We start from the raw sequence: 23,740 nt of genomic DNA on the forward strand, positions 1-23,740 counted from the left end.
GTATTGCAACATCGATTCGGTTGAGATCCCTCGCTTCGCTCGGGATGGCGGCAGCGGGCGCAGACGCCCGCTAAACGCCGCCTACTTCTTCGGGGCGATCGAATCCTTCACGTGCTTCGCGAGATAGAACTTCGCAGTGATCTTCGCGGGGATCTTGATCGGCTCGCCGGTCTGCGGGTTGCGGCCCATGCGCGCCTTGCGGTTCACTTTTTTCAGGCGGCCGAGGCCGGGCAGAACGAACACGCCACTCTTGCGGGCTTCTTTGATCGCCATGTCCGACAGGTTCTCGAGGAACGCGGCGGCGGTCTTGTTGTTGGTGCCGATCTTCTCCGCCATTGCGCGGACGATCTGGGTCTTGGTCATCGACATAGGGAACTATCCTCCTTGTTAGTAAGTGCGTGGGAACGCTGGAAACGCAGGAAATGCTGCTTCACCGGCCATATTACAACGGAAAGCGGAGATGGCAAGCGTTTTGACCGCATTTTTATTGGGTTTTTTGCACATGCCCCGCCGTGGTCCTTGCGGCCCTGCCGTTTTTCCTGTGGCTAATGGCCAGAGTAGCAACAGACGGACCATGCGGCAAAGCCGCTAAAATCGCGGCCTTTGTGCATATCGTGGCCGCGAAAGCGTGGCTAAGGTGCGGAAAAGAAGACCCTTCCGCACGCACCCGCCGACGACCCGGCCTCGGACGAGGCTGTGGAAAACCCGCGGAAATCGCGGCTCCCGAGCGTCTCGGGAAGCGGCTGAACACGCGCCAGGCTGCGACTCGCAGCGTGTGTGTCCGTGCCTCGCTGGTTACGGTCCCAGCTTTTTTACGGCACTTTTTTTACCTTGCCGGGTTCCTTGGGCAGGGCGTCGCGCAGCTCCCTCATCGTCCGTTTGAAGACGGGATGCCGCGTCTCGGGTGCGATCTCGGCCAGCGGCTCGAGCACGAAGCGGCGCTGGTGCATCGCCGGATGCGGGATGACCAGCCCGGCCGTCTCCACGATGGAGTTGCCGAAGAGCAGGACATCGAGGTCGATGGTCCGCGGGGTCTTCCGCGCTTGAGAAGCGCGGGAGCGCTTCCGTCCCAAAGCGCGCTCGATCTCGAGCAGGCGCGAGAGCAGTTGCTTGGGCATGAGTTCGGTCTCGAGGGTGAGCACGCAGTTCAGGAACCATTGCGGCGTGCCCGAATGGGGCGCGGGCGCCATATCCACCGGCTCAGTCTCGTAGAGAGAAGACTGCGCGACGATGGCGCCCAGCTCGGCAATGCGGCTGATCGCGGCCTCGAGATTCGCGCGGCGGTCGCCGAGGTTCGAGCCGAGGCCGAGGTAGACGAGCTTCTTCACACCGCCGATTGTCGCAGATTATTCCAGGAAGTCTTCCACCCACTTGCGCAGGCGGGCTTGTTCGGGGCCGCGCTCGAACTGCACGCCAACCCTGCCGCCGGAGATCCGGCAGATGATGCCCCCTGGTATCAGCATGGCCTCATTCCCCGGAAGCAGGATGCGCACCGTCACGGCCTGCCCCATGGTGATCACCGACGAAGGTACCGAGTGCACCGAGATGCCACCGCCGCTCAGATCTTCGGTGATGGCGGTGAACGACTCCGCCCCCGCCTGGATACTCACCGGGACGTACAGCGGGACGCGGGTGTGGCGCCGCAGCTGGCCGGCGAGCAACAGGTAGGTATGCTCCACCGCGCGCGAGATGGCCGCTTCGGTCATGGCTTCGAGCGCTGCATTCACTCCGAAGTGCGCCAGGTGTGCGATCGCTGGCAGGGGGCCGACCAGGTAGATGATCATGCGCCGGCTGCGGGCGCGGAGAGCCGTGAGCAGGGGCGGCGCCTCATCATCGGCGCGCAGGATGGCGCCGTCGAAGGGCTGGTCTGGGGGCAGCGTGGTCAGCGCGACCACCTCCACCGCCAGCTTCACGTTGCGAAAAGCGTTCTGCAAGCGCTCGCGCTCGCCGGGCTCGAGTCCGAACGCAGCGATGCGCGGCCCTGGCGCAAGGTACCCTCCGTAGACGGGGACTTCCGAGTCCGGCGGCATCGCTTACTTTCCCGGCTCACTCCGAATGACCGCGTTGACGATGTCGGTGATGGAACGCGGCGAACCCGGGGCAGCCTGGTGCTCGGTCTCATTCAACATGTGCAGCATGGCAGAGACGCGGTTCAAGCGCGCACTGTGCAGGGCTTGGCCCAGCATCATCCGATTGCCGTCGGCGATGCGCTCGATATATGCCCACAGAAACGTGCGCACGTTGTCCACGGCGACCTTTAGGTCGCTCAGGAGCTTGATGCTGGACTGCTCATCGAGCAATGGGACCGGGCCGTCGCCGGAGGTAGCTCCGATCTTCTGCAGGTCTGATTCGAGCGCGTGGAGCTCATCAGTGACACGCCGTATGCGATCCAATACGGGGTCCATGGCTCGCATCGTACCACGACGGAGGGTGGAAATCGGGCATGGCGAGGTTGGCCGGTTGGGCACTGTCCTTCGTACTCTCGCCGGGAAGCGCGCGCGGCGGTAGCATCGCGCTATGTGCCCACAAGCGCTGTTGTGCAGCCCGGATCCGCAGGTCGTCACCGCCATCCAACGCATCCTCAACGCTTCCGGCATCGAGCTCGAAGTCTGCACCCATCCGGAGGCCGGCAGGTCGCGGCTCGAGCAGCAGAAATACGATGCCGTGTTCGTGGACTGCGACGACATGCCGCTCGGCGCCGAGCTGCTGCCAGCGCTGCGCGCCACGCCCTCGAACCGCCAGGCCATCGCGTTTGCGCTGCTCAACGGCACCACCGGGGCGCGCGAGGCCTACGCGCTAGGGGCGAATTTCACGCTCGAAAAGCCGCTCACCGTCGAGGTCACCACGCGCACGCTGCGCGCCGCCGCCGGATTGATCGCGCGCGAGCGCCGCCGCTACTTCGCCAGGACGTCTGCGTCAATGTGCAGCTCTGGGTCCGGAACACGGTGCGCGACGCAGGGTGCACGACTGAGCACTCCGCGCTGATGACCAACCTGAGCGAGTCGGGCATGCTGCTCTCGCAAGTGGAGTTGAAGGCCGACACCAAGATGCGCTTTCAGTTCACGCTGCCGTGGAGCGAGATCGTGGTCAACGGCTCGGGGGTGGTGACGTGGGCGGGCGGCGGCTGTGCCGGTGTGCGGACCGCAGTGGCCAAACCCATCCGGCGCGCGCTCGAAGACTGGGTGAACGACCGCGCCTTCCGCGATAAACAGTTCTCCATCTCCAACCATCTGCACGCGCACTAAGCGCAGCGCTGCTAGATGAGGCGGTCGGCGAGGGCGGGAGTGAGCGCCGGCGCGGAGCGCGCGGGCGCCTCGTCTGTAGTCTCTTCCCACAACGAGCGGTCACGCAGGATACGCGAGACCAGGGCGGTGTGCATGGCGTGGCCGGCGCGGTCAGCGACCACGCGGCCGATGATGCGCTTACCAAGCAGCGCCAGGTCGCCGATGAGGTCGAGCACCTTGTGGCGCACGAACTCATCCTGAAAACGCAGCGGACCGTTTTCCACGCCGTCATCCGTCAGCACGATGCAGCTCTCCGGCGTGGCGCCGCGGATCAATCCCATGTTGCGCATCTGGCGCTCGTCGCGGCGGAATCCGAAAGTCCGCGCGGGGGCGATCTCGCGGCGATAGCGGTCGCCGGATAACTCCACCTCGAAAACCTCGTTGCCGATCAGCGGATGCGGGAAGTTGATGGCGTACGAGACCGAGTATCCCTCGGCGGGATAAACGCCGATGAACTTGTCGCCCTCGCGCACCTCCACTTCCTTGCGCATGCGGAGATACGCGCGCTTCTTGCGCTGCTGTTTGAGGCCGGCGTCCATCACCATGTCCACGAACGGTTGCGCCGAGCCATCGAGGATGGGAAGCTCCAGGTTGTCGAGCTCGATGATGGCGTTGTCCACGCCCAGTCCGATGAAGGCAGAGAGCAGATGCTCGGTGGTCGAGATGAGCACGCCCTTCTTCATCAGCGAAGTCGCGTAGCTCACTTTCGCCACGTTGCGGCTCACGGCTTCAACCTCGAAGTTGTCGAGATCGGTGCGACGGAAGACCACGCCCGTGCCCGCCGCGGCCGGCAGGATGCGCACGCGTACCGGCGCACCGCTGTGCAGACCTACCCCGGAGCATTCCACAGGACGGCGGATTGTCTGTTCGGCGGCCAACGTTATCTGCCGGTAGATGAATAGATTACAGCCGAGGCTGGAAATGTGGCTGTTGTATTTTAGCCACAGTGCGTGGCTATCCGTGGACGACCGGAGGCGCCTCGTTCGGAACGCGAGGGTCGGCAACGCGTGCATTGGCGTAGAACAGGTCTTCGATGGCGCGCTGCACCCGCACGGCGAGCTTTTCCATGTCGTGCAGCGTGAGCCCCGCGGTTGCGATGGGATCGCCGAAAATAAGCTGCACCGGGCCGGGATGGATGTGAAACGTGTTGATGGGCAGCACTTCATACGTCCCCACGATCGCGCAGGGGACCACTTCCACCTGCGCTTTGATGGCAACGTAAAAAGCTCCCGGCATGAGCGGCCGAATCTCGCCCGTCTGGCTGCGGCCGCCCTCGGGAAAGACGACGAGCGGCATGCCACCCTTCAATCCCCCGACCGCATTCCGCAGGCTGCGAAACGAAGCGTGCGCATTGTCGCGATCGATGGGGATCTGCCCCGAGCGGCGCAGGTGCCAGCCCAGGAAGGGATAGCGGAACAGCTCATGCTTCGCGATGATGCGGAACTGGAACGGCAAGTGGGCATAGAGCACGGGGATATCCATCGCCGAGGCATGATTGAAGGCGTAGAGATGCGGCTTCGTCATATCCACGCGCTCACGTCCGCTCACGGTGACGGGCACCATCGCCGTCTTCAAGATGAGCCACGACCAGGTACGCGCGAGTGCTTGCTGGAGGCGTCCGGTACGGTCGAAGACGGATGCGACCATGGAGATCGCGCCCAGCACGATGGTGTACAGGTAGACCAGGTTGTTGAGGATCAGGATGGAGCGCAGGTAGCTGAGCGTGCCACCTTTTTTGCGCGCCGCTGGCGCGGTCGTCGCGGGTGCTCCGTTGATCGGATGATCGGTTGAAGTCATCGGTCGGCGCCGAGCTGCTGCAGGGCTTCGCCGACAAGATAGATGGAGCCGGTGACCACAACCAACGCTTTGCAGCGGGCGAGGTCTTTTGCCACGCGAAGGGCGTCGGCAGGGTCTGGGCGGCAAACCGTATCTGCCCCGGTGCGAGCAGCGGCATCGCGGATCTCTTCTGGCGACGCGGCGCGCGGATTCGCGACCGTGGTGGCAACCACACGCTCGGCGAGCGGGAAGAGGATGTCGGCCATCTCGGCGATGGCCTTATCGCGCAGCGCGGCGAAGACGAACACCAGCGGCCGGTCTTCGAAGTAGCTCGACAGCGCCGAGCGCAGCGCCCACGCCCCGGCAGGGTTGTGGGCCACGTCGAGCAGATACTGCTGGCCGTCGCGCTCGATAAGTTGCAGGCGTCCGGGCCAGCGCGTCTCGCGGATGCCGCGGGCGATGTCCTTGGCTGCTACCTTGAAGCCGAACTTGTTCAGCTCGACCGCCGCGGCAATGGCGAGTGCGAGGTTGCGCAGCTGGTGGCGTCCGACCAAGGGAGAGTCGACCAGGATGGTCTCGCCGTTGAGCTCCAACTGGTAGCGATTGCGTAAATCAGGAGAGGGGCCGGCGAGCGAGTCGCCGGCCGCCACACGAGTCGAGTCCGCATTGGGCGAGACTGGCGGCATGTAGGGCACCGCGCTTACGCCGCGCGCGTTGCGCTCCTGCGCCACCTTGCCGATGACCTCGTTGGCCTCCGGATGTTGCGGCAGCGTGACCAGCACGCCGTTGGCGCGGATGATGCCGGCCTTCTCGCGCGCGATCTCGGTGATGGTATCGCCCAGGAACTTCTGGTGGTCGAGCGCGATGTCGGTGATGACCGAAAGCGCAGGCTCGGTGACGTTGGTGGCATCGAGCCGACCGCCCATGCCAACCTCGAGCACGGCGATCTCTACGCCGGTGGAGGCGAAGTACTCGAAGGCCATCGCGGTGAGCGTCTCGAAGAAACTCGGATGCCAGGGCAGCTTGCCTTGCTGAACCAACTCTTGCGCCGCCTGGTCCACGCGCTGATGTATCTCGGCGAACTCCGGCTCCGAGATCTCCTCTCCGTTGCAGCTGTTCGAGAAAACAACGATCCGCTCGTTGATGCGGAGGAGATGCGGCGAGGTGTAGAGCCCGGTGCGGTGTCCGGCAGCAGCGAGGATGGAAGCGAGCGTCGCGGCGGTGGAGCCCTTACCGTTCGTCCCCGCGATGAGCACGGAAGCGAAGCGGCGCTCGGGATTGCCCAACGCCGCGAGCAGCACGCGCGTGTGGTCGAGATCGAACTTCGCCGCGGGCGTGAGGTGGAGCTCATGCCCAAGCGCGAGCAGCTTCTCGACGGATTGGATGTAAGTGCTCATGACGATTCAGGTCGCTATAGGGGTTCGTCGACTCGCGCTCACGTCGCTCGCGCCTCGCTCAGAATGACGATGGGTGGAGGCGGAGCTGCTTCACGCCGCCATGAAATCGAAGGCGCGCGCGATGTAGTCCTTGAGCTCGCGGCGGGGCACGATGGCGTCGAGGAAGCCCTTTTCCAGCAGGAATTCCGAGCGCTGGAATCCCTCGGGCAGTTTCTGCCGGATAGTCTGCTCGATCACGCGCGGCCCGGCGAATCCGATGAGCGCGCCCGGCTCCGCGATGTTCAGGTCGCCGAGCATGGCGTAGCTGGCGGTCACGCCGCCGGTGGTCGGATCGGTGAGCACGCTCACGTAGGGAACTCTGACCTCGTCCAGCCGCGCCAGCGCGGCGGAAATCTTCGCCATCTGCATGAGCGAGACCACGCCTTCCATCATGCGCGCGCCGCCCGACGCGGAGACGATGACCAACGGATGTCGCTGAAAGGTCGCGCGCTCGATGGCCCGCGTGATGGCCTCGCCCACGACCGCGCCCATGCTGCCGCCGATGAACGAGTACTCCATCGCACTCACCACCACGGGCTTGCCCTTGATGGTGCCTTCGGCGTTGAGGATGGCGTCGGCGAGTTCGGTCTCGGCTTGCGCCTTGCGCAGCCGCTCTTCATACGGGCGGACGTCCACGAACTTCAGCGGGTCGGTGGAGACGATGCCGGTGTCTTCGATCTTGAATCCAGGGTCGAGCAGCAGCTCGAGGCGCGTGCGCGCGTCGATGCGGAAGTGGCGATCGCACTTCGGGCAGACGTTCGCGTTCTCTTCCAGGTCTTTTTTCCAGATGATCTGGCGGCATCCATCACACTTCACCCATAGGCCTTCGGTGCGGACCTTTTTGGTGTCCGCCGAGATCTCGAGTTCGGTGTCGGTGCGCTTGAACCAGGCCATTTTGAGTACCGAGTTGCGAGTACCGAGTTGCGAGTCTGTAATTCTAAATGGTTGGAGGACAATGCAGAAGCGCGCGGTCAACTGCCGCTAGAGCCGATGGCCAGCAGGCCAACTCGGTACTCAGTACTCGATTCCCCGCTGCGCCATGATGCCCTTCTGGTAGGCGTGCTTCACCTCACGCATCTCGGTGACGGTATCGGCCAGCTCGACGATCGCGGGATGCGCGTTGCGTCCCGTCAATATCACATGCACCTGCTCGGGCTTGCGCTTCAACACCTCCGCCACCTTCTGCGGGTCGAGCATGTTGTAGCTGATGGCGTAGTTGATCTCGTCGAGGATGACGAGATCCCACTCGCCTGAAACGATGGCCTGCTCCGCCTCGGCCCACGCCGCCTCGACCAGCTTCACGTCTTCGGGATCAGTCTCGGCGCCGCCCACTTTCACGAAGCCGCGGCCCATCTGCTTCATCACGAACTTGTCGCCGAAGGCGGCAACCGCGTCGAGCTCGCCATAGTGCCACGAGCCCTTGAGGAACTGCAGCATCAGCACGCGCAAGCCATTGCCCACGGCACGCAGCGCCGTGCCCATGGCAGCGGTCGTCTTGCCCTTACCTGGGCCGGTGTTCACGATGATGAGGCCTTTGCGCGTGTCAGCCATTGCTTCGGAGTCTCAATGCCCGGTGTGGTACGGGTGTCCCTTGAGGATTGTAAACGCGCGATAGAGCTGTTCGAGCAAGACGACGCGCGCGAGTTCGTGCGCGAGCGTCATCTTGCCGAAGGCGAGCGTGAGGTCGGCGGCGTGGCGGGCAGCAGCGGTGAATCCGTCTGCCGGACCGATGGCGAAGACGAGCTGTTGCGTGCCGCGGTCCTGCTGGTCGCTGAGGAACTGCGAGAATTCTTCCGAGGTGAACTGGCGGCCGCGCTGGTCAAGGATCACGAGCACCGGACGGGTGCGTCCGCCCAGCTTTTCGACCGACTTCAGCAGCGCGTCCTCGTCGGGGGACTCGAGCGATTCAGCCTCGGCGAAGCGCCCGAGCCGCTTCATGTACTCCGCGGTGAGCGCGGTGATGGCCGGTTCTTTGGTTTTGCCGATCCAGGCGATGCGCAGCTTCACGGATAAAGGTTTATCACATCGCCCGCGGCGAAGCGGTCAGTCCAAGCCATAGCGCTTGCGCTTTTCCAGCAGCGTCTTGCGGCTTATGCCCAGGATGGCCGCCGCCTGCGACTTCTTTCCGCGCGTGAACTCGAGCACCTCGGCGATGTACGCGCGCTCGAGCTGTTCGAGCGTCTGCTTGGCGCCTGTCTTAGCGGCCACGTGTGCCGGCAGGTCTTCCACCAGGATCTCGCCGCCGGAGCCATAGACCAACGCGCGCTCGATGAGGTTCCTCAGTTCGCGGACGTTTCCCGGGAACGGGTATTGTTCCAGCGCGCGCATGGCGGCGGTAGAGAACTTTGGCGTCGGCTTGCGATGGACTTCGGAGAGCTGTGCCAGCAGGTGCTCGGCGAGCGGCGCGATGTCCGCCGGACGCTCGCGCAGCGGCGCCACCGTGAGCGGCACCACGTTGAGCCGGTAATAGAGGTCTTCGCGGAAGGTCTTGCGCGCGACCGCGTGTTCGAGGTCGATGTTGGTGAGCGCGATGAGTCGCGCTTGCACAGCCACGGGCTTGCTCCCACCTAAACGATCGAATTTGCGCTCCTCGATCACGCGCAGCAGCTTCGCCTGCGCGGGCATGGAGAGGGCAGCGATCTCGTCGAGCACCAGCGTGCCCGCGCCCGCGAATTCGAGGCGTCCGCGCTTCATCTCGGTGGCGCCGGTGAAGGCGCCGCGCTCATAGCCGAACAGCTCGCTCTCCACCAGCTCATGCGGCAGCGCGGCGCAATCGATCTTCACGAAGGGCGCGCTGCTGTGCGCGGAAACGCTGCGCGTGGACAGAGACAGGAAGTGGACAAGCTCGGCGAGCAGGTCTTTGCCCGTGCCGCTTTCGCCGCGGATCAACACGGTGGCTTCGGTGGGCGCGACCTTCTCCACCTGCTCGAGCAGCTGCAGCGACTTCGGATCGCGCGCGACAAAGATCCTTTGCGAATCAAAAGCTGGAAACGCAGAGCTCGGACTCGAGGACGCGGGGCGGGATGGAGGGACGCGGACCATGAGCAGCGAGAAACGCCGCGCGTATTCTACTTCTCTCGCCTGACCCTCACTCTGAACCGCTAGGAGGCTCTACGCACGCGCCTCTTCACCGAGCGCGAGCGCATGGAAGCAGAAGACGCCGAGGCTTTGCTCTTCGTCGCTTTGCGCGCAGCCGGCTTCGTCGCAGTTTTCTTGACTGCGGCTTTCCGCGTGGCAGCCTTGCGCGGTTTCGCCGCCAGCTCGGCGGGGGAGAGGCGCTTGGCGCCCTTCCACAAGCGCTCGAGGTCATAGAACGCGCGCGCCGCGGGCGCGAACACATGGACGACGAAGTCCAGGTAATCGAGCAGCACCCATTCGGCCTTCTGGTATCCCTCGATGTGCGTGGGGCGCTGGCCCACCTGCTTCAGCCGCAGCTCCACCTCGTCTGCAATGGCCTGGATCTGCCGCGGATTGCTGCCCGAGCAGATGACGAAATAATCGGTGAAGGTGGAAGCGGCCTTGTCCATCTCGAGGATGGTCAGGGCGTCGGCTTTTTTCTCTTCGCAGGCGGAGAGGGCGATCAGGACTTGCTGGCGCGTGGTGGTCGTCATCAGTAGTTATAGGCTGGTGGCTAAAGGCTTAAGGGCTAGTCTAAATCACTGGCGGCGCTCACCGCTTCCGCTTGCCCGATATAGATGCAGCTTGCGGATGTACTCGGCGACCTCGGGGATGACGAATCGCGCCAGCGACCGCTTGCCCACGACCGCCGACCGCACTTCCGTCGACGAGAACGGCACTTTTACTTCGGGGAGTAGATGCAGCACCACGCGTCCCTGGTCGAGGACGACGTCGCCGGTACCGGTGCCGCGCGCGAACGTCTTCAGCACCGCTTTCGACGGACGTATCTCGGCCGGCAGCGCCGCCGCCACATCGCCGAGCGACCATCCGGGACGGCTGGCGATGATGAACTCAGCCTCGCGCAGCAACGTGACAGCCTCGTGCCACTTAGCGATGTCTTCGAAGGCGTCGATGCCGATCATCACGAACAGGCGCGCGGTCTTCGCTCTCCCCAACTCCTGCTTCGCCTTGCGGACCGTGTCGAGGGTGTAGCTGGGCCGGTCCTTGCCACCAGACTGCGGCGCTTCCAGCAATGAGGGGATGAAATCTTTTTCGCCTTCGAGCGCCAGCGCCAGCATGGCGTAGCGATGCAGGAACGGCGTGAGCGGCCCAGGTTGCTTGTGTGGCGGATGCGACGCCGGGACGAACAACACCTGCTGGAGCGCAAAGCGCTCCGCCGCCGCGCGCGCGACGGCGAGGTGTCCGCGATGCACGGGATCGAAGGTGCCGCCGAAGAGGCCTATGTTCATCTTTAAAATGCACCCCTGAGGATTTAACCACGAAGCGGGCCTACTTCCGCCAGTCGCGCGGACGCCGCTTGCGCTCCGCAGGCGCGACAGCGGCAAGATCGGCCTGATGCGCCCGTGTCTCCCCAGCGGCGTGCTGCGTGCGCGCCTGCTTCACTTCTTCCCACATCGCGTACTTGAATACTTCCAGACCCTCGCCGGTCACGGCGGAGATGGAGTAGAACGGCAAGCGCTTCTGCTTCGCGAAAGCGCGCAGCCGGGCCAGTTTCTCGGGCTCGGTGGACGGTTTCGGCGTCTTCATTTTGCGCGGCGCGGGTTTTTTCTTCTTAGCGCGGGAAATGTTGCGAGACGGGGCAAGCCCCGTCTCGACCGTACGGGCATCGCTCGCGGCGAACATCTGCGCCGCGTCGATCTTGTTGGCCACCACGATCATGGGCTTCTTCTCGAGGCCGGCGCCGAAGCTGGCCAGCTCCGCCATGATGACCTTGAAGTCCTCGACCGGGTCGGGACGTCCACTGGCCTCCGAAACGTCGAGCACGTGGACGAGCAGCCGCGTGCGCTCGATGTGTTTCAGGAACTGGATGCCGAGCCCGGCGCCTTCGTGCGCGCCCGCGATCAGTCCGGGGATATCCGCGACCACGAAGCTGTTCCCGTCTTCGCGCTTGCCGATCTGCACCACGCCCAGGTTCGGCTCGAGCGTGGTGAAGGGATAGTCCGCGATCTTCGGTTTCGCCGCCGAGATGCGCGAGATGATAGTCGACTTGCCCACGTTGGGATACCCGACCAGGCCAACGTCGGCGAGCAGCTTGAGCTCGAGGCGATAGTGGCGCTCCTCGCCCTCGCGCCCCTGCTCGTGCTCCTGCGGAGCTTGATGGGTGGAAGTAGCGAAGTGCTGGTTGCCGCGCCCGCCGCGTCCACCGCGCGCGATGATCACGCGATCGTCGGGCCGGGAGAAGTCGTGGACGCGCTCGCCCGTCATGTCGTCGTACAGGATGGTCCCTACCGGAACTTTGAGCACGATGTTGTCGCCGTCTTTGCCGGTGCAGTTCGAGCCTTCGCCGTGGCGTCCGCGCCCGGCCTTGTGTTCGGGATTGAAGCGGAAGTGGATGAGTGTGTTGTGCTGCGCGCTCGCTTCCATGATGACGTCGCCACCCTGGCCGCCGTCGCCGCCCGATGGTCCGCCGCGGGGAACGAATTTCTCCCGCCGGAAGGCCATGCAGCCGTTGCCGCCGTCGCCCGCCTTCACCCGGATTTTCGCCTCGTCGATGAAAAGCATTGTGTTGTGCGGGTACGCCGCGAACTGCCAATCAGTATAAGAACGCCGATGACCTTTACGCCGTTGAGCCAGCGGCTCGGCGCGCTGGTCGGCTCGCCGCATGAAACACAAAGGCCCCGCAAGAAGCGAGGCCTTGAATCCTCTGGAAAGTTTCCTCGGCGGCCGCTTGTTCGGCGGCTAATTCGCCTCGTCTTCCACCGGTTCGATGGAGACGAATTTGCCCATGGAGCCGCGGTCGGTGAACTTGATCACGCCGGTGACCTTGGCGAAGAGGGTATCGTCTTTGCCGCGGCCGACGTTCGGGCCGGGCTTGATGCGCGTGCCGCGCTGGCGCACGATGATGGAGCCGCCGGGGACGAACTGTCCGCCAAAAGCCTTCACGCCCAGCCGCTGCGCGTTCGAATCGCGGCCGTTCCGGGAACTTCCTAGACCTTTCTTATGTGCCATGTCTCAGTCTCTCAGTCCTTATTTCTTCTTCTTGTGATCGGCTTTCTTGGCCGTATGCTTCTTCTTGGCGACGTGCCGCGCGGCGGCATGCTTGGTGGCGGCATGCTTTGCGGCAGAGGTCTTCTTCTCCACGTGTTTCTCGTGCTTCTGGGCCGCGGCGTGCGTCTCGACCTTCTTTTCTTTCTTTTCCTTCTTTTCTTTCGCGGGCTCGTCGGGCGCGGTGAACTTCTGCCCGTCGAAGGCGATCTCAGTGATGCGGACCGCGGTGAACGGCTGGCGATGTCCGGCGAGCTTCTTGTACTGTTTCTTCCGCTTGAAGTGAAAGACAAGGATCTTATCGGCGCGGCCTTCCTCGACCACGCTGCCGATGACCCGCGCGCCCGCTTCCGGACGGCCGATCTGGCCCGCCTCGCCGCTCACGGCGAGCACGTCGGTGAACTCGATCTTCCCGTTCGAGGCAGGGGTTTTCTCCACCCTGATCACGTCCCCGGGCGCGACGCGATACTGCTTTCCCCCGGCGCGGATGACCGCGTACATAGAATCGCCTCCAAAAAAGATGAAACCCTATTGACTGTAGAGGATTGGAACTACAGGCAAACCTGGTAATTCTAGCAGACGCAATTTTAGCAGAGGAACGGCGATTCTGGCCAGCCGTCAGGGTCTGCAGTCCTAGGCCCGGCGGCGCACCGTGCCGGACGAGTCCGGCGTGCCGGACGTGACGCCGGGCTTAACGCCGGACTTAACGCCGGAGCGTTCCGCCGGATCAGCGAGGTCGTGATTGTTGAGCGCGTGGTCGGCGAGCTCAAGGTACTTGCCCACCCACCCGGCCTCTTCCGGCGGGGCCGGCTCGAGGACGAGATGGGGCACGACGCGGCGTCCGTTCTCCGAACGAGCGAACTCCAGGAGCTTGGCAGAGCGGCGGACACGGCGGTTTTGTTTGCTTCTAGCGGACTCGATGTACACCCAGGCTCGAATCGGGGAACTACTGATGGGAGTCGCATCCGCGAGCAGAGGTTGTGCCAGATAGCGAAACTAGGCAAAGAATTCCAGCTCTGCCGCACGATTCCATTGAGTTGACGCTGCGAGCTGCGGCAGAGGACAATCGCCGCTTCTGAGGGGGCTTATGAAGAGACTCTTCGTCTTTTTGCTGCTTGTTTTCCTGACGTTGCACGTCGCCATGGGCTCCGCGCAAACGAAACCGAGGCGCCAGCCGCGAACCTCCGCCGCCGCCTCTCCGACGCAGCCGCCACTCACCGACGCCGAGGCGGGCGAGCAACTGCGCAAGCGTCTGCAAGAGGTGTTGAACGCCTGGTCCACCATGGATCCCGACACCGCCTCGCGCTACTACGCCAAGGACGCTGACCTGGTCTTCTTCGACCTTGCGCCCTTCCAATACAAAGGCTGGGACGAGTACTACGTCGGGTCAAAAAAACTCTTTCAGAACTATCAGAGCCTGAGCATCCGGCTGAATGAGGATGCGAGCGTCCACTGGAAGGGCGACCTTGCCTACGCCACCGCGACGTGGAACGTGCTGGGGACGCTTGCCGACGGCACGCTGCAAAAACTCGATCTGCGCTGGACGGTCGTGCTCGAGCGCCGCAACAACGAGTGGGTGGTGGTGCATGAGCACGTGAGTGCGCCGCTATCCGGCGCAGCGGCGCCGGGGCTGAAGCCGGCGGCACAACCGGCGACCCAGCTCGAGAAGAAGCCGACCGACCCGTTCAAGTAAAAGCAGCTAGTGGGTAGCGACTGTTCTAGATGTCGAGGTACTTGTCGACCCACTGTTTGACGGCAGCGCGGCGCTGATCCGCCGGGTCGAAGCGGATGCCGACGCGCTGGTCCTGCGCGTTCACCCATGCCACCACGCCGCGGACCTTGATCTCGCTGGCTTTTGTCCCGCTCGCGTCGGGCAACGTGAAGGTGAGCCCGACCGACGAGTTCATCAGCAGCGAGCGGTCGGTGCGCAGCGACAGGCCGCCGGCACTGATCTCCACCGTGACAGCGTCGAAGTTACGCTGCTCGGTCTCCAACCGCACCTGCGTAACGATGGGCACGCGGGCGTAGCGACGCAGCTCGTTCAGCACCAGCAGGTGGCTGCCACGCACCACCTTGAGGGCGGAGGAGCGGTTCACCGGCACGTCGATGATGGCGTTCACGCCGTACTTCGAGTAGCTCAGCGCCTGCATCGTGCTCGAGGCCAGCCCGTAGATGAGGATGCGATGGTTCGAAGGCGAGGTGCGCGCCGTCTGCATGAGCTGCGCGGCCATGGGGTCCTCGAGCGAGACCACGCAGGCTTCGAACTTCTCGCGCTGCAGGCGCGCGCCGCTGCGGTCTTCTTCCGGGATGGCGTCGACACCGAACTGGCGAAAGCAGTCGCGCAGCAGGGCCGCAGTCTCCGGGTTGAGCGCGAACATGATGGCGCGCGCGGCAGGCTTATGCATCCCGGCGGGCAGGCCGGCAGACGAAGTAGCACTCATGTCAGGCATCCTGGCAAACGGGACGGGAGGGGGCATTCCTGTCCGCGATCTCCGAAAAGCAGGGCAAAGCCTACACCGGGTCCGCGGCGAAGGGAAGTGAGCTTGGTAGAGCCGCGCGTTTCTTCCGCCTACGACGCGCTGCGGCTAGACTTTGGCCGGAGCGAGGCGCTTCATCGTCGCGCAGCGTAGCGCAGCTTCATAAGGATGATGGCGGTGATCAGCGCCAGCGTCACGCTATTGGCGGCGATGATGGGCAGCGCGCGCAACGCGATCCCATACGCCAGCCACAGTGCCACGCCGCTGCCGAAGCTGAGCAGCATGCCGAAGGAGAGGTCGTCGCAGCGCTTCGTTTTCCGGGTGTGGAGCACCTGGGGAACGAACGACAGCGTGGTCAGCGTGCCGGCCGCGAATCCGATGAGTGTGACGGTGTGCTCCGTCATGCGCTCATTTCCCCACCGCCGCGTTGAGCGCTTTGCGTAGTGTCGCGCAAACGGCGCCCGGATCGCCATCCGCCCAGAAATGCATGAAGAAGAGCCGCGGCGATTCATCGAGCATGTGGCTGTGCAACGCGGTCACGCGAATACCGCCGTCGGTCAGCGTCTTGGCCACCGCATTCACGCGCTCCGCCACGAGCACGAAGTCGCCGGTGCCGAGCGTGCGCCCAGCAGAAACGAACTGCAGGTTGATGGCCGTGTTCACTCCTGCCGAAGCCGGCACCGTGACGCCGTGCTCGCTCACTGGTCCAGTAGTCGGGAGAGCGAACGCTATCACCGGCGCTTTCACTTTTCCGGCCGCACCCATGCAGGCGTCTATCTTCTTCGCATCCACCGGGAGCACGGCGCCACTGGCCGGCATTCCCGCGGGTGGCGGAGGAGGAACGGCGGTCATGGCCAGTGCGGCAGCGATCGCCTGCGCCAGGTTCAACGCCTTGCCGTGTCCCGAGATGTGCATATACATCACGCGTGGCGTCTCATTCTGCAGATGATTGTGGACGGCTGTCACCTCGACCGTCGTTCCCGGTCCTGAAGACCCGAGCAACCTGGTCATTGTCTTGGGAAGTTCGTCCTCGGTGAGGACGAGGTCGCCCATCGCCATCGCGTCGCCGCCGCCGGCAGGGAAGAATGCCACCCAGCCTCCAAACGCGAGCCCGGTCGCGATCGGAGTGCCTTGCAGACTCACGTGCAGATCAGAACGCGGGAAGCTGAACTTGATGGCGCCATCGGGTTGGCGATCGCCGCTCCGGCCCAATGCCTGTTCTACCGGCTTCCAGTCATCCGCTGGCCCTTCCTGGGAAAAGATTGGCAGTGCGAATAAAGCCATCAGGAAAATAAAACTAACCCTTTTCATGTACGACTCTCCTTGTTGTAATGAACGCCTCTCGTGAGAAATCCTCTGAGAACGCCGGCCACCGCGCTGGCCGCGGCGACTTTGATTCTCTGCCTCGGCACGGACGCGCAGCAACCCGCTGTTCCTCCCTCTCCGCTGTCGCAACCACACTCGGCTGCAGTGCCCAGCAAGAGCGTTGCCGCGGTGCGCCTCGACGGTCCGGCGGCTCGCATCCGCATGGATGGCGAGTTGGATGAGCCCGCCTGGCAGCAAGCCGCCCTGATCGATGGATTCATCCAGACCGAACCCGATCTCGGCAAGCCGGTCAGCGAGAAGACGGAAGCCCTGATCTTCTACGACAGTCATAACATCTATTTCGGCTTCCGCTGTTACGACTCCGAGCCCAACAAGGTGATCTATCGCCTGGGCGCGCACGATGCCGATACCGGCTCCGACTCGGTGGACGTGCTGATCGATACCTTCAACGATCACCGCACCGGCTTCTACTTCAGTATCAACTCCAGCGGCATACAGTTTGACGCGGCCTCGACCGATAGCGGCCATGGCGGTTTTATCGACGTCCACGATCCTACCTGGGACGGCATCTGGTACAGCGCCGCCAAGCGCCAGCCCTGGGGATGGAGCGCTGAGATCCGCATCCCGTTCCGGTCGCTCCGCATCCCGCACGCCGCCGAGCAGACCTGGGGACTGAACATCAACCGCACCATCCCGCGCAAGAACGAGCTCGCCGCCTGGAGGGAGATCGCCCGCTTTGATGGCTTCATGCGTCCTTCGAAGCTCGGCGAGCTGAGCGGACTGCACGGCCTCGAGACGGGGAAGAACCTCGAGTTCATCCCCTACTTCAGCACGCGCTATCGCGCCAGCCCGTGGCTGCCGAAATTCGAGGGCGCAAGCGCCACCGGCGGGCTCGACGTCCGCTGGGGATTCACTCCCAACCTCACCGCCAACCTCACCTTCAATCCCGATTTTGGCGACACCGAGGCAGACGAGTTCAACACCGAGCTCTCGCGCTTCGAGATCTTCTTTCCGGAAAAGCGGCAGTTCTTCACCGAAGGCGCCAACTATTTCCAAACGCCGATGCTGCTCTTCTTCACCCGCCGCATCGGTGCGCGCCTCGACGATGGTGAGCCGCAGCGCATCCTCGAGGGTGGCAAGATCACCGGCAAGGTTGGCCGCTGGACCGTGGGAGTGCTCGAAGCGCTGACCCAGCGGACCGCGCTGGTCGAGCCCAACCGCGGCACGCCCGGACTCTCTCCCGGTGCGCTCTTCGGCGTGCTGCGCTTGCAGCGCGACATCTTCAAGAAGTCGTCGGCCGGCTTCCTCGCCGTCACCCGCACCCAAGGCGACGCTCCCTCCGGCGCCGCCGTCGTGGGCCAAAGCCAGTCGGCGTATGCGGTGGACCTCAACATCCTTCACGGCGAGCACGTCAGCTGGCAGTCGCAGGTCATGCTCAACACCAACGACGGGCTTCCGGGCATTAGAAGCGCCGGCGTGACCGGAGAGAACCTCGGCTGGCTGAGCCACTACCAGTTCAACTCCGAGCGCTTCTTCGTCAACGCCAGCGCCAAGTTCCTGGGCGATCGCGTGGACGTCAGCTCCATCGGCTTCGAGCCTGAGATCGGCAGGTACAACGGCGATCTCGACCTCATCTACAAACCGTTCATCAACCGGTATTTCATCCGCCAGCTCTTTCTCGAAGCCAACTACGACCAGTCCACCAACGTGAATGGCGCGCTCGAAGACGCCGGCGCCGATCTGGTATTGCGCGCGCAGCTCAAGAACTTCTGGTTGGTGCGCGCGTCCTTCCATTACGACCGCGCGCGCTTCTTCACCTTCACGCCCACCTTCGGACGGCTGCCCAGCTTCACCCTCTACCAGGATCCGAAGTACCGCTTCCAGGTACAGACGAATCCGAATCGCGCCGTCTACCTCGACGTCTTGCTGACCAGCGGCAAGTTCGTGCAGTTCGAGGAGAACTTTCACGGCTTCCAGCGCCGCTGGGACGTGGGCGTGAAAGCCCGGCTCGGCGCGCACATGAAATGGCAGCTCGCCGGGGTGCTCGCGCGCGAGTATCTGCTCGACGGCGCCTTCTACCAGGACCGGCGCTTCCTCATCTCGCGCATCAATTATCAGTTCACGCCCAAGTGGCGCGCCCGCGTGCTGGCACAATACGGCGACGACAAGCACGGCAACGACATCAACGTGAACGCGCTCGTCGCTTACGACTTTACCGCGCGCTCGGCCTTCTACCTCGGCTACAACCACCAGCGGACGTCTCCGCTCGACCGCGCCGACCTGGGCAACGAGGTGTTCGTGAAAGTGTCGTACCTGTTCCCGTTCTGACCTGCTCCTCTTCCTACAGATATGTGTTTTGACAGAAATAAATCATTATGATATATTCAAGACTGAGGTGAAGCTCTCCTCCTCATTCAGGTCATCTGAACTAAGGCAGCCCATCTGAAGTCGTCTCGCCCTTAGCCGCGTGGAAAGGTCGGTTCGATGCCTGCCAAAGTTCTCACCATACAAGCGAATCAGTTACGAAAAGTAAGTGCCCGTCTGGAGTCGGTCGCGGAGAAGTACTCCCTTCTGACGGCGGCGCTCATGGCGATCTCAGGGACCATCCACGCCTGCGCCACATTCTTGGACGTGTTGGTGGCGACCAGGCTGAGCACCAAGCCCGCCTAAACCGTGACTGCTCCGATGGGGCGGGTTTTGCCCGAAGTTCCTCGCCCTGCGGGCTGTTCAAACTTGAACATCTAGACGAGTTGGTTCATTGCAGCTACGCTTGCCGGCAGCTGGCCAGTTTCTCGACTTGATCGTGCGAGAAGACCCGAATGGCAAACAGGACGAAACGTACGCTCCCGCCCGGCCCCGCGGCATTCCTCGAACAGGCCGGCCCCGGGAGAAGCATTCGGGCCTACCGCGACAAAGAAGCCATCTATTCACAAGGCGGTCCCGCCGATGCCGTCTTCTTCCTCCAAAACGGCATGGTGAAACTCACGATGGGCTCCAAGCACCGTCGCAAGAAAGCCGTGCTTGCCGTCCTCTATAAGGGTGATCTTTTTGGGGAAGGCTGCCTGGGACGAGAGCTGCACCGCATGTCGACGGCGATCTCTGTCGGCACGTCCACAATCACTCGCCTGGAAAAAGCCGCTTTCCGTCGCGAGCTCGCTCGCGACCCGGCGTTTGCAGCCATTTTCATCGACTGGCTGCTGGCACAGGCGGTCCGCTTGAAGGCCGACCTGGCCGATCACTTCCTCAACTACAGCGAGCGACGCCTGGCGCGGATTCCTCTTGCAGAACAAGGGCGTGACCCCGGGACCGAAGGGTGAACCCTCCACCACCCCGCTCAGCCAAACCGTGCTCGCGGAGATGGTCGGTACCACTCGCTCGCGAGTCAGCGCTTTCATGAACGCGTTTCGGAAGAAGGGCTACATCCACTATAACGGCGTTTTGGAAATAGATTCCCGGCGGCTCAACGCCTACCTGCAAGACTGAACGCGCACGCGCGCGCGACCGTCAGGGATCAGTGTGCGCTTGGCCCAGGCTACTGCGGATGGAGGAAGAAGTACGCCGTCATGGCGAGGCCGATGACGATGACGATGCGGCGCACCGCGACCGGGTCGAGTTTCTGCGCGAAGTAAGCGCCGCCGTATCCGCCGATGGCCGCGCCCACGATCATCAGCACCGCCTGCGGCCAAGCGACGGCCCCAGCGAAGATGAAGGTGATGACGGCCACGCCGTTGGCCACGCTCGCCAGCACCGTCTTGAAGGCATTCATGTTGTGGATGTTCTCCATCCCCATGAGCGCGAAGAGCGCGAGCATGATCATGCCGGCGCCGGCGCCGAAGTATCCGATGTAGACCGAGGTGACGAGCTGCAGGATGGTGATGCCGGCGAGATGCAGCGCGTCCGCCCGCTTGTGCTGGTGCATGCGCGCGCGGATGAACTGCGAGATGCGTCCGCCGAAGATGAACAGCAGCGTGGCGCCGAGCAGCAGCCAGGGGATGATGCGCATGAAGACGTGTTGCGGCGTTCGCAGCAGCAGCATCGCGCCGGCAACGGCGCCGAAAAGGCTCACGATGAGCAGCGGCAGCATCGCCAGCCATTGCGTCTTGTGCTGAAGTTCGCGCCGGTAGGCCCCGGAGGAGGCGACCGTCCCGGGCCAGAGCGCGACCGTGCTGGTGGCGTTGGCGTTGACGGCAGGAATGCCGGCGAAGACGAGTGCGGGAAAGGTGATGAACCCGCCGCCGCCGGCGACGGAGTTGATGACTCCGGCCACGACCGCGGCGAAGAACAACAAGACGGCGTGCGGGATGGGAACGTGCGGCACAGTCTAGTTTAGCGGACGCACGGCTGACTTCTTACCTATCGCCGATCTACATATCGAGGTAGGCTTCGATCCATTCCTTCACCGCGAAGCGGCGATCGTCGTCGGCCTGGAAGCGGATGCCGAACATCATCTCGCCGAGGCGGTCATCCGACACCCGCGCCCAGCACACGATGGCGCGCGCGGTGACCTTCGCGTCATTGACCTTCGAACCGCCAAGCTTCGAAGCGGCGGGCAGCGCGAACGTGACCGTCACGTTTTCGCCCGAGATCGCTTTCCCCGCGGTCGAGAGTGACATGCCACCGCCGGAGACTTCCATGGTAGCGGCGGTGAGCTTCGAGCCCCGCTCACTCTCCAGCTTCACCTCGACCACCACGGGCACGCGAACGTAGCGGCGCAGCTCGTGCAGCACCAGCAGATGGCTGGCACGCACCGCCCGCAACGCTGCCTGCCGATCGAGCGGACGCGGCAGCACCACGTTCAGTCCGTGCTTGGAGAAACGCAGCGTCTCGGCGGAATCGGCGGCGATGGCGTAGATGACGAGCCGCCGATTCGAAGGCGAACTGCGCGCGGCTTCGAGGATCGCGGTGGCTTCAGGATGATCGAGTGGCACCACGCAGGCCTCGAACTTCTCTTTGAACAGCCGCTGGCTGATGTCGCCTTCCACGCGAACGGTCTCGATGTTGAACTGCTTGAAGGCTTCGCGCACCACCGCTTCGGCGGGAGCATCGATGTGGAATACGGCTACGCGTGCGGGGCTGACTTTGGGGTTCGGCGAGCTGGAAGCGACCGCCATAAGCCGCTCATCATAAATGTTTAGCGCGAGCCCGGCAAAATCCGCGGCGGGAAAAAGCATGGGAATGGAGGCGGGCGGAAGCAACGGCGCCGCGCTTAGCGAGGCTGGTCTTGCTCGCCGGTGGGGGGCGCCTGCGGGCCGTTCGCCGCCGGTACGGTGGGATCGCCGGGCGCGTTCGCGTCGCCGGCATCGGCCGCTGAAGCGTCACGCACCTTCGAAAGGTCGTAGTCCTTATAGACGGTGATGTGGAAGACGCGCTGGCGGAATTCCTCGGCCACGTCGATGGAGCCACGGTTCTGCTGCTCGAGCAAGTATTCGCGGCACCACTTGAGCTGTGCTTTGCTCATGCCGCGCTTGCCCACGTCGATGCTGGCGCCGGTGAGGTGCGGGGAGGCGAGTTCGCCGTCAATGTCAGCGGCATTGCGGTTGCGGCGGCGCAACTTCTTCTGCACCGCCACGGTGCGCACCGCGGAGGTCACCGTGATGGGCTGGTGGAACTGATCGTAGAAATCGCGCGCGAAGTCTTCCACGAAAGTGCGGGTCCAAGGACGGCAGTAGCGCCGATCTTCCGGCAGGTTGCCGGCCACACCGACGGTGCGTCCGCTGGGCAGCTCGATGAGCGCACCGCTCTGCGTCAGTTCGGTGAGTTGGTCGTCATCCTGGATGCGCTCGAGCTCGTCGGTGCGCTCGTTCTGCCGCAGCAGCGATTCGCGCGACCCTTTTACCGGCGACCAGGGGATATGGAAGATGCGGCGCAGGCGCCAGTGCCGTCCGGTGGAACGCAGGTGGCGCGCGTGCCCCAGTTTGCGCTGCCTTTGCAGGTTGCGGTTGCCGGCGCGCAAGGGTGGGTTCTTCACCGCGGCGAGCAGTGGCAGGTCGGACAGGAACGCGAGCAACGCCAGCAATAGGATCGTTTTACGCATCGACTGGATACCGAGGCCTCGCCACCAGCAGCAACTCTGGCATAGACACTATCGCCGGAGAGCCTACTGTAGTTATCACTCAGTAAATGTTCTAAGGGGAGTGACTCGGCGGATTCTAGAGCACTGGGCGGGGAAAGCAATAGGGAAAAGGCCTGAGAAGAGGTTACGAGAGGGATACGACCAGTCGGTCTATACTGCGGATTCCGAGGGTACGGCGCCTAAGACAACGGGCTGCCTGAGGCACGTAAAACTGGGGCGTGACTCTGGGAGGTAACGCAATGACGCGAATGCTGCGAATGCCTGTGCTGCTGGTGCTGCTTGCCCTCAGCGCTGGCGCTACCACCGCATGCGCCGCGGAAGACTTTGCGCCGCTCGAAGCGTGGCGCAAGGCAGTGCTCGCCGGCGACGCCGCCGCGCTGGGGCGCATCTACCTCCCCGATCCGCGCGCCAGCTTCCAGTCGCCGCAAGGCAAGACCTCAGATCCAAAGGACGAGATCGCATTCTGGTCCGGGCTCAAGTCCAAGGGCCTGCGCTCGATCGCGCTCGAGATCGCCAAGGTGCAAGCGGTGGCCGGCGCGAAGGCGAAACAGGTGGTGTTCACGGCGATGCTGGTGATGCCCGGCCGCAAGCGTCTCTATGTGAACGAAGCACAACTGTGGGCAAGTAACCACGGCGCATGGCAGATCGCCGGAACGCAACGCACCGAGACGGCGCGTCTCGAGCAGCCGCTCGAGAAGCACTCGCTCTATCCGGCGGACGCCAACGCGAAGCAGAACATCGCGGCGGCGCTGGCCGCGGCCGCGCGCGAACACAAGCGCGTGCTGGTGGTGTTTGGCGCGGACTGGTGCTTCGACTGCCACGTGCTGGATAAAGCGTTCGAGCGTTCCGACGTGGCGCCGCTGCTCCAGCGGAGTTTCAAGGTGGTCCACATAGACATTGGCAAGGGCGACCGGAATCAGGACCTGATGACGAAGTACGACGTCCCCATGGCGAAAGGGATTCCCGGCGTCGCCGTGCTCGACGCGCGCGGCAAGCTGCTCTACAGCCAACGCAATGGCGAGTTCGAGAAGGCGCGCGCCCTCGGCCCGGAAGACCTGGTCGCGTTCCTGGAGAAGTGGAAGCCGGCGCCTTAAGCAAAGTCGCAAGCCCTCTGAACCATGGCGGCGAAGATGCGCACGCGCGGCCGACACAAGCGGCCGCTTTTCTTCTGCGGCGGGTGACCTTTTCTTTGCGACGCGATTAATTGTCTAGGCAATCAGGTGCTGGAGGGGAACGGGTTGGAAG

30 protein-coding genes are annotated in these 23,740 nt (G+C 63.7%); 7 read left to right on the top strand and 23 right to left on the bottom strand.

Going from position 1 to position 23,740, the window contains the following annotated elements; all coding sequences use genetic code 11:
• Positions 1-81: 81 nt before the first annotated feature.
• The 4 genes from M3P27_10420 to M3P27_10435 form a co-directional block, all read right to left on the bottom strand.
• Positions 82-369 carry an HU family DNA-binding protein gene (locus M3P27_10420; protein ID MDP9268720.1) on the bottom strand — a complete coding sequence of 96 codons (288 nt, stop codon included), beginning with the start codon at positions 367-369 and terminating at the stop codon, positions 82-84.
• Between the two features lie 443 nt (positions 370-812).
• Positions 813-1,328: a 2-amino-4-hydroxy-6-hydroxymethyldihydropteridine diphosphokinase gene (gene folK / locus M3P27_10425; protein MDP9268721.1), complete on the bottom strand. Its 516-nt coding sequence runs from the start codon at positions 1,326-1,328 to the stop codon at positions 813-815.
• 18 nt (positions 1,329-1,346) lie between these two features.
• On the bottom strand, positions 1,347-2,030 hold the full coding sequence (locus M3P27_10430; GenBank protein MDP9268722.1) for a PilZ domain-containing protein: 684 nt from the start codon (positions 2,028-2,030) through the stop codon (positions 1,347-1,349).
• 3 nt (positions 2,031-2,033) lie between these two features.
• On the bottom strand, positions 2,034-2,405 hold the full coding sequence (locus M3P27_10435; GenBank protein MDP9268723.1) for a hypothetical protein: 372 nt from the start codon (positions 2,403-2,405) through the stop codon (positions 2,034-2,036).
• 112 nt (positions 2,406-2,517) lie between these two features.
• Between M3P27_10435 and M3P27_10440 the strand changes: the two genes are divergently transcribed.
• Both M3P27_10440 and M3P27_10445 read left to right on the top strand, forming a co-directional pair.
• Entirely contained in the window at positions 2,518-2,985 is a 468-nt protein-coding gene (locus M3P27_10440) for a response regulator (GenBank protein ID MDP9268724.1), read from the top strand.
• Positions 2,985-3,245 carry a hypothetical protein gene (locus M3P27_10445; protein ID MDP9268725.1) on the top strand — a complete coding sequence of 87 codons (261 nt, stop codon included), beginning with the start codon at positions 2,985-2,987 and terminating at the stop codon, positions 3,243-3,245. Before M3P27_10440 ends, M3P27_10445 begins: the two co-directional genes overlap by 1 nt.
• An 11-nt stretch (positions 3,246-3,256) precedes the next feature.
• Here the strand turns inward: M3P27_10445 and lpxC are convergent, their stop codons facing one another.
• The 13 genes from lpxC to M3P27_10510 form a co-directional block, all read right to left on the bottom strand.
• Complete coding sequence (gene lpxC, locus M3P27_10450) at positions 3,257-4,132, bottom strand: UDP-3-O-acyl-N-acetylglucosamine deacetylase (protein MDP9268726.1); 876 nt, start codon at positions 4,130-4,132, stop codon at positions 3,257-3,259.
• Between the two features lie 106 nt (positions 4,133-4,238).
• The gene (locus tag M3P27_10455) at positions 4,239-5,081 is read right to left on the bottom strand and encodes a 1-acyl-sn-glycerol-3-phosphate acyltransferase (protein ID MDP9268727.1); all 843 of its coding nucleotides are present in this window, start codon (positions 5,079-5,081) and stop codon (positions 4,239-4,241) included.
• Positions 5,078-6,457, bottom strand: a complete 1,380-nt coding sequence (locus M3P27_10460) for a bifunctional folylpolyglutamate synthase/dihydrofolate synthase (protein ID MDP9268728.1) — start codon at positions 6,455-6,457, stop codon at positions 5,078-5,080. Before M3P27_10460 ends, M3P27_10455 begins: the two co-directional genes overlap by 4 nt.
• Positions 6,458-6,547: 90 nt before the next feature.
• Positions 6,548-7,390, bottom strand: a complete 843-nt coding sequence (gene accD, locus M3P27_10465; protein MDP9268729.1) for an acetyl-CoA carboxylase, carboxyltransferase subunit beta — start codon at positions 7,388-7,390, stop codon at positions 6,548-6,550.
• Positions 7,391-7,510: 120 nt separating this feature from the next.
• The gene (gene cobO, locus M3P27_10470) at positions 7,511-8,047 is read right to left on the bottom strand and encodes a cob(I)yrinic acid a,c-diamide adenosyltransferase (protein MDP9268730.1); all 537 of its coding nucleotides are present in this window, start codon (positions 8,045-8,047) and stop codon (positions 7,511-7,513) included.
• 12 nt (positions 8,048-8,059) lie between these two features.
• Positions 8,060-8,503, bottom strand: a complete 444-nt coding sequence (locus tag M3P27_10475; protein ID MDP9268731.1) for a 23S rRNA (pseudouridine(1915)-N(3))-methyltransferase RlmH — start codon at positions 8,501-8,503, stop codon at positions 8,060-8,062.
• Between the two features lie 36 nt (positions 8,504-8,539).
• The gene (locus M3P27_10480; protein ID MDP9268732.1) at positions 8,540-9,538 is read right to left on the bottom strand and encodes a sigma-54 dependent transcriptional regulator; all 999 of its coding nucleotides are present in this window, start codon (positions 9,536-9,538) and stop codon (positions 8,540-8,542) included.
• Between the two features lie 59 nt (positions 9,539-9,597).
• Positions 9,598-10,107 (bottom strand): ribosome silencing factor, encoded by a 510-nt coding sequence (gene rsfS, locus M3P27_10485; GenBank protein ID MDP9268733.1) that lies wholly within the window; start codon positions 10,105-10,107, stop codon positions 9,598-9,600.
• A gap of 45 nt (positions 10,108-10,152) precedes the next feature.
• Entirely contained in the window at positions 10,153-10,863 is a 711-nt protein-coding gene (gene nadD / locus M3P27_10490) for a nicotinate (nicotinamide) nucleotide adenylyltransferase (protein ID MDP9268734.1), read from the bottom strand.
• Between the two features lie 40 nt (positions 10,864-10,903).
• Positions 10,904-12,136 carry a GTPase ObgE gene (gene obgE, locus M3P27_10495; protein MDP9268735.1) on the bottom strand — a complete coding sequence of 411 codons (1,233 nt, stop codon included), beginning with the start codon at positions 12,134-12,136 and terminating at the stop codon, positions 10,904-10,906.
• 177 nt (positions 12,137-12,313) lie between these two features.
• Positions 12,314-12,583 (bottom strand): 50S ribosomal protein L27, encoded by a 270-nt coding sequence (gene rpmA, locus M3P27_10500; protein MDP9268736.1) that lies wholly within the window; start codon positions 12,581-12,583, stop codon positions 12,314-12,316.
• An 18-nt stretch (positions 12,584-12,601) separates the two neighbouring features.
• A complete protein-coding gene (rplU, locus tag M3P27_10505) occupies positions 12,602-13,120 on the bottom strand; it encodes a 50S ribosomal protein L21 (protein MDP9268737.1) in 519 nt (172 codons plus the stop codon).
• A 132-nt stretch (positions 13,121-13,252) separates the two neighbouring features.
• A complete protein-coding gene (locus M3P27_10510; protein MDP9268738.1) occupies positions 13,253-13,546 on the bottom strand; it encodes a hypothetical protein in 294 nt (97 codons plus the stop codon).
• A gap of 160 nt (positions 13,547-13,706) precedes the next feature.
• Between M3P27_10510 and M3P27_10515 the strand changes: the two genes are divergently transcribed.
• Positions 13,707-14,312 carry a nuclear transport factor 2 family protein gene (locus M3P27_10515; GenBank protein MDP9268739.1) on the top strand — a complete coding sequence of 202 codons (606 nt, stop codon included), beginning with the start codon at positions 13,707-13,709 and terminating at the stop codon, positions 14,310-14,312.
• A 25-nt stretch (positions 14,313-14,337) separates the two neighbouring features.
• On the opposite strand, the gene M3P27_10520 is transcribed toward M3P27_10515, so the two are convergent.
• From M3P27_10520 to M3P27_10530, 3 genes are all read right to left on the bottom strand, one after another.
• Positions 14,338-15,060, bottom strand: coding sequence for a PilZ domain-containing protein (locus M3P27_10520; protein MDP9268740.1), 723 nt, complete (start codon positions 15,058-15,060; stop codon positions 14,338-14,340).
• Positions 15,061-15,230: 170 nt separating this feature from the next.
• Positions 15,231-15,500: a SemiSWEET transporter gene (locus tag M3P27_10525; GenBank protein MDP9268741.1), complete on the bottom strand. Its 270-nt coding sequence runs from the start codon at positions 15,498-15,500 to the stop codon at positions 15,231-15,233.
• A 4-nt stretch (positions 15,501-15,504) separates the two neighbouring features.
• Positions 15,505-16,380 (bottom strand): DUF1259 domain-containing protein, encoded by an 876-nt coding sequence (locus M3P27_10530; GenBank protein ID MDP9268742.1) that lies wholly within the window; start codon positions 16,378-16,380, stop codon positions 15,505-15,507.
• Between the two features lie 186 nt (positions 16,381-16,566).
• Here M3P27_10530 and M3P27_10535 point away from each other — a divergent pair, with 186 nt between their 5' ends.
• The 3 genes from M3P27_10535 (at position 16,567) to M3P27_10545 (ending at position 19,739) form a co-directional block, all read left to right on the top strand.
• Entirely contained in the window at positions 16,567-18,750 is a 2,184-nt protein-coding gene (locus tag M3P27_10535) for a DUF5916 domain-containing protein (protein MDP9268743.1), read from the top strand.
• 156 nt (positions 18,751-18,906) lie between these two features.
• The gene (locus M3P27_10540; protein ID MDP9268744.1) at positions 18,907-19,092 is read left to right on the top strand and encodes a hypothetical protein; all 186 of its coding nucleotides are present in this window, start codon (positions 18,907-18,909) and stop codon (positions 19,090-19,092) included.
• 149 nt (positions 19,093-19,241) lie between these two features.
• The gene (locus M3P27_10545; GenBank protein MDP9268745.1) at positions 19,242-19,739 is read left to right on the top strand and encodes a cyclic nucleotide-binding domain-containing protein; all 498 of its coding nucleotides are present in this window, start codon (positions 19,242-19,244) and stop codon (positions 19,737-19,739) included.
• A 215-nt stretch (positions 19,740-19,954) separates the two neighbouring features.
• Here M3P27_10545 and M3P27_10550 read toward each other — a convergent pair whose 3' ends face one another.
• The 3 genes from M3P27_10550 to M3P27_10560 form a co-directional block, all read right to left on the bottom strand.
• Entirely contained in the window at positions 19,955-20,740 is a 786-nt protein-coding gene (locus M3P27_10550) for a sulfite exporter TauE/SafE family protein (protein ID MDP9268746.1), read from the bottom strand.
• Between the two features lie 46 nt (positions 20,741-20,786).
• Complete coding sequence (locus M3P27_10555) at positions 20,787-21,533, bottom strand: PilZ domain-containing protein (GenBank protein ID MDP9268747.1); 747 nt, start codon at positions 21,531-21,533, stop codon at positions 20,787-20,789.
• Between the two features lie 95 nt (positions 21,534-21,628).
• Positions 21,629-22,456: a DUF5715 family protein gene (locus tag M3P27_10560; GenBank protein MDP9268748.1), complete on the bottom strand. Its 828-nt coding sequence runs from the start codon at positions 22,454-22,456 to the stop codon at positions 21,629-21,631.
• 287 nt (positions 22,457-22,743) lie between these two features.
• Here M3P27_10560 and M3P27_10565 point away from each other — a divergent pair, with 287 nt between their 5' ends.
• Positions 22,744-23,589 carry a thioredoxin family protein gene (locus M3P27_10565; protein ID MDP9268749.1) on the top strand — a complete coding sequence of 282 codons (846 nt, stop codon included), beginning with the start codon at positions 22,744-22,746 and terminating at the stop codon, positions 23,587-23,589.
• Positions 23,590-23,740 lie beyond the last annotated feature (151 nt).

The organism is Acidobacteriota bacterium, from assembly GCA_030774055.1.
Taxonomy (GTDB): Bacteria; Acidobacteriota; Terriglobia; order Terriglobales; family Acidobacteriaceae; genus JACPNR01.

What these genes read in the sequence shown, in the direction of transcription:
- M3P27_10420 (MDP9268720.1), bottom strand. Translation starts at nt 369, where the DNA reads ATGTCGATGACCAAGACCCAGATCGTCCGCGCAATGGCGGAGAAGATC.
- M3P27_10430 (MDP9268722.1), bottom strand. Translation starts at nt 2,030, where the DNA reads ATGCCGCCGGACTCGGAAGTCCCCGTCTACGGAGGGTACCTTGCGCCA.
- M3P27_10435 (MDP9268723.1), bottom strand. Translation starts at nt 2,405, where the DNA reads ATGGACCCCGTATTGGATCGCATACGGCGTGTCACTGATGAGCTCCAC.
- M3P27_10440 (MDP9268724.1), top strand. Translation starts at nt 2,518, where the DNA reads ATGTGCCCACAAGCGCTGTTGTGCAGCCCGGATCCGCAGGTCGTCACC.
- M3P27_10445 (MDP9268725.1), top strand. Translation starts at nt 2,985, where the DNA reads ATGACCAACCTGAGCGAGTCGGGCATGCTGCTCTCGCAAGTGGAGTTG.
- M3P27_10455 (MDP9268727.1), bottom strand. Translation starts at nt 5,081, where the DNA reads ATGACTTCAACCGATCATCCGATCAACGGAGCACCCGCGACGACCGCG.
- M3P27_10460 (MDP9268728.1), bottom strand. Translation starts at nt 6,457, where the DNA reads ATGAGCACTTACATCCAATCCGTCGAGAAGCTGCTCGCGCTTGGGCAT.
- accD (MDP9268729.1), bottom strand. Translation starts at nt 7,390, where the DNA reads ATGGCCTGGTTCAAGCGCACCGACACCGAACTCGAGATCTCGGCGGAC.
- cobO (MDP9268730.1), bottom strand. Translation starts at nt 8,047, where the DNA reads ATGGCTGACACGCGCAAAGGCCTCATCATCGTGAACACCGGCCCAGGT.
- M3P27_10480 (MDP9268732.1), bottom strand. Translation starts at nt 9,538, where the DNA reads ATGGTCCGCGTCCCTCCATCCCGCCCCGCGTCCTCGAGTCCGAGCTCT.
- rsfS (MDP9268733.1), bottom strand. Translation starts at nt 10,107, where the DNA reads ATGACGACCACCACGCGCCAGCAAGTCCTGATCGCCCTCTCCGCCTGC.
- nadD (MDP9268734.1), bottom strand. Translation starts at nt 10,863, where the DNA reads ATGAACATAGGCCTCTTCGGCGGCACCTTCGATCCCGTGCATCGCGGA.
- obgE (MDP9268735.1), bottom strand. Translation starts at nt 12,136, where the DNA reads ATGCTTTTCATCGACGAGGCGAAAATCCGGGTGAAGGCGGGCGACGGC.
- rpmA (MDP9268736.1), bottom strand. Translation starts at nt 12,583, where the DNA reads ATGGCACATAAGAAAGGTCTAGGAAGTTCCCGGAACGGCCGCGATTCG.
- rplU (MDP9268737.1), bottom strand. Translation starts at nt 13,120, where the DNA reads ATGTACGCGGTCATCCGCGCCGGGGGAAAGCAGTATCGCGTCGCGCCC.
- M3P27_10515 (MDP9268739.1), top strand. Translation starts at nt 13,707, where the DNA reads ATGAAGAGACTCTTCGTCTTTTTGCTGCTTGTTTTCCTGACGTTGCAC.
- M3P27_10520 (MDP9268740.1), bottom strand. Translation starts at nt 15,060, where the DNA reads ATGAGTGCTACTTCGTCTGCCGGCCTGCCCGCCGGGATGCATAAGCCT.
- M3P27_10525 (MDP9268741.1), bottom strand. Translation starts at nt 15,500, where the DNA reads ATGACGGAGCACACCGTCACACTCATCGGATTCGCGGCCGGCACGCTG.
- M3P27_10530 (MDP9268742.1), bottom strand. Translation starts at nt 16,380, where the DNA reads ATGGCTTTATTCGCACTGCCAATCTTTTCCCAGGAAGGGCCAGCGGAT.
- M3P27_10540 (MDP9268744.1), top strand. Translation starts at nt 18,907, where the DNA reads ATGCCTGCCAAAGTTCTCACCATACAAGCGAATCAGTTACGAAAAGTA.
- M3P27_10545 (MDP9268745.1), top strand. Translation starts at nt 19,242, where the DNA reads ATGGCAAACAGGACGAAACGTACGCTCCCGCCCGGCCCCGCGGCATTC.
- M3P27_10555 (MDP9268747.1), bottom strand. Translation starts at nt 21,533, where the DNA reads ATGGCGGTCGCTTCCAGCTCGCCGAACCCCAAAGTCAGCCCCGCACGC.
- M3P27_10560 (MDP9268748.1), bottom strand. Translation starts at nt 22,456, where the DNA reads ATGCGTAAAACGATCCTATTGCTGGCGTTGCTCGCGTTCCTGTCCGAC.
- M3P27_10565 (MDP9268749.1), top strand. Translation starts at nt 22,744, where the DNA reads ATGCTGCGAATGCCTGTGCTGCTGGTGCTGCTTGCCCTCAGCGCTGGC.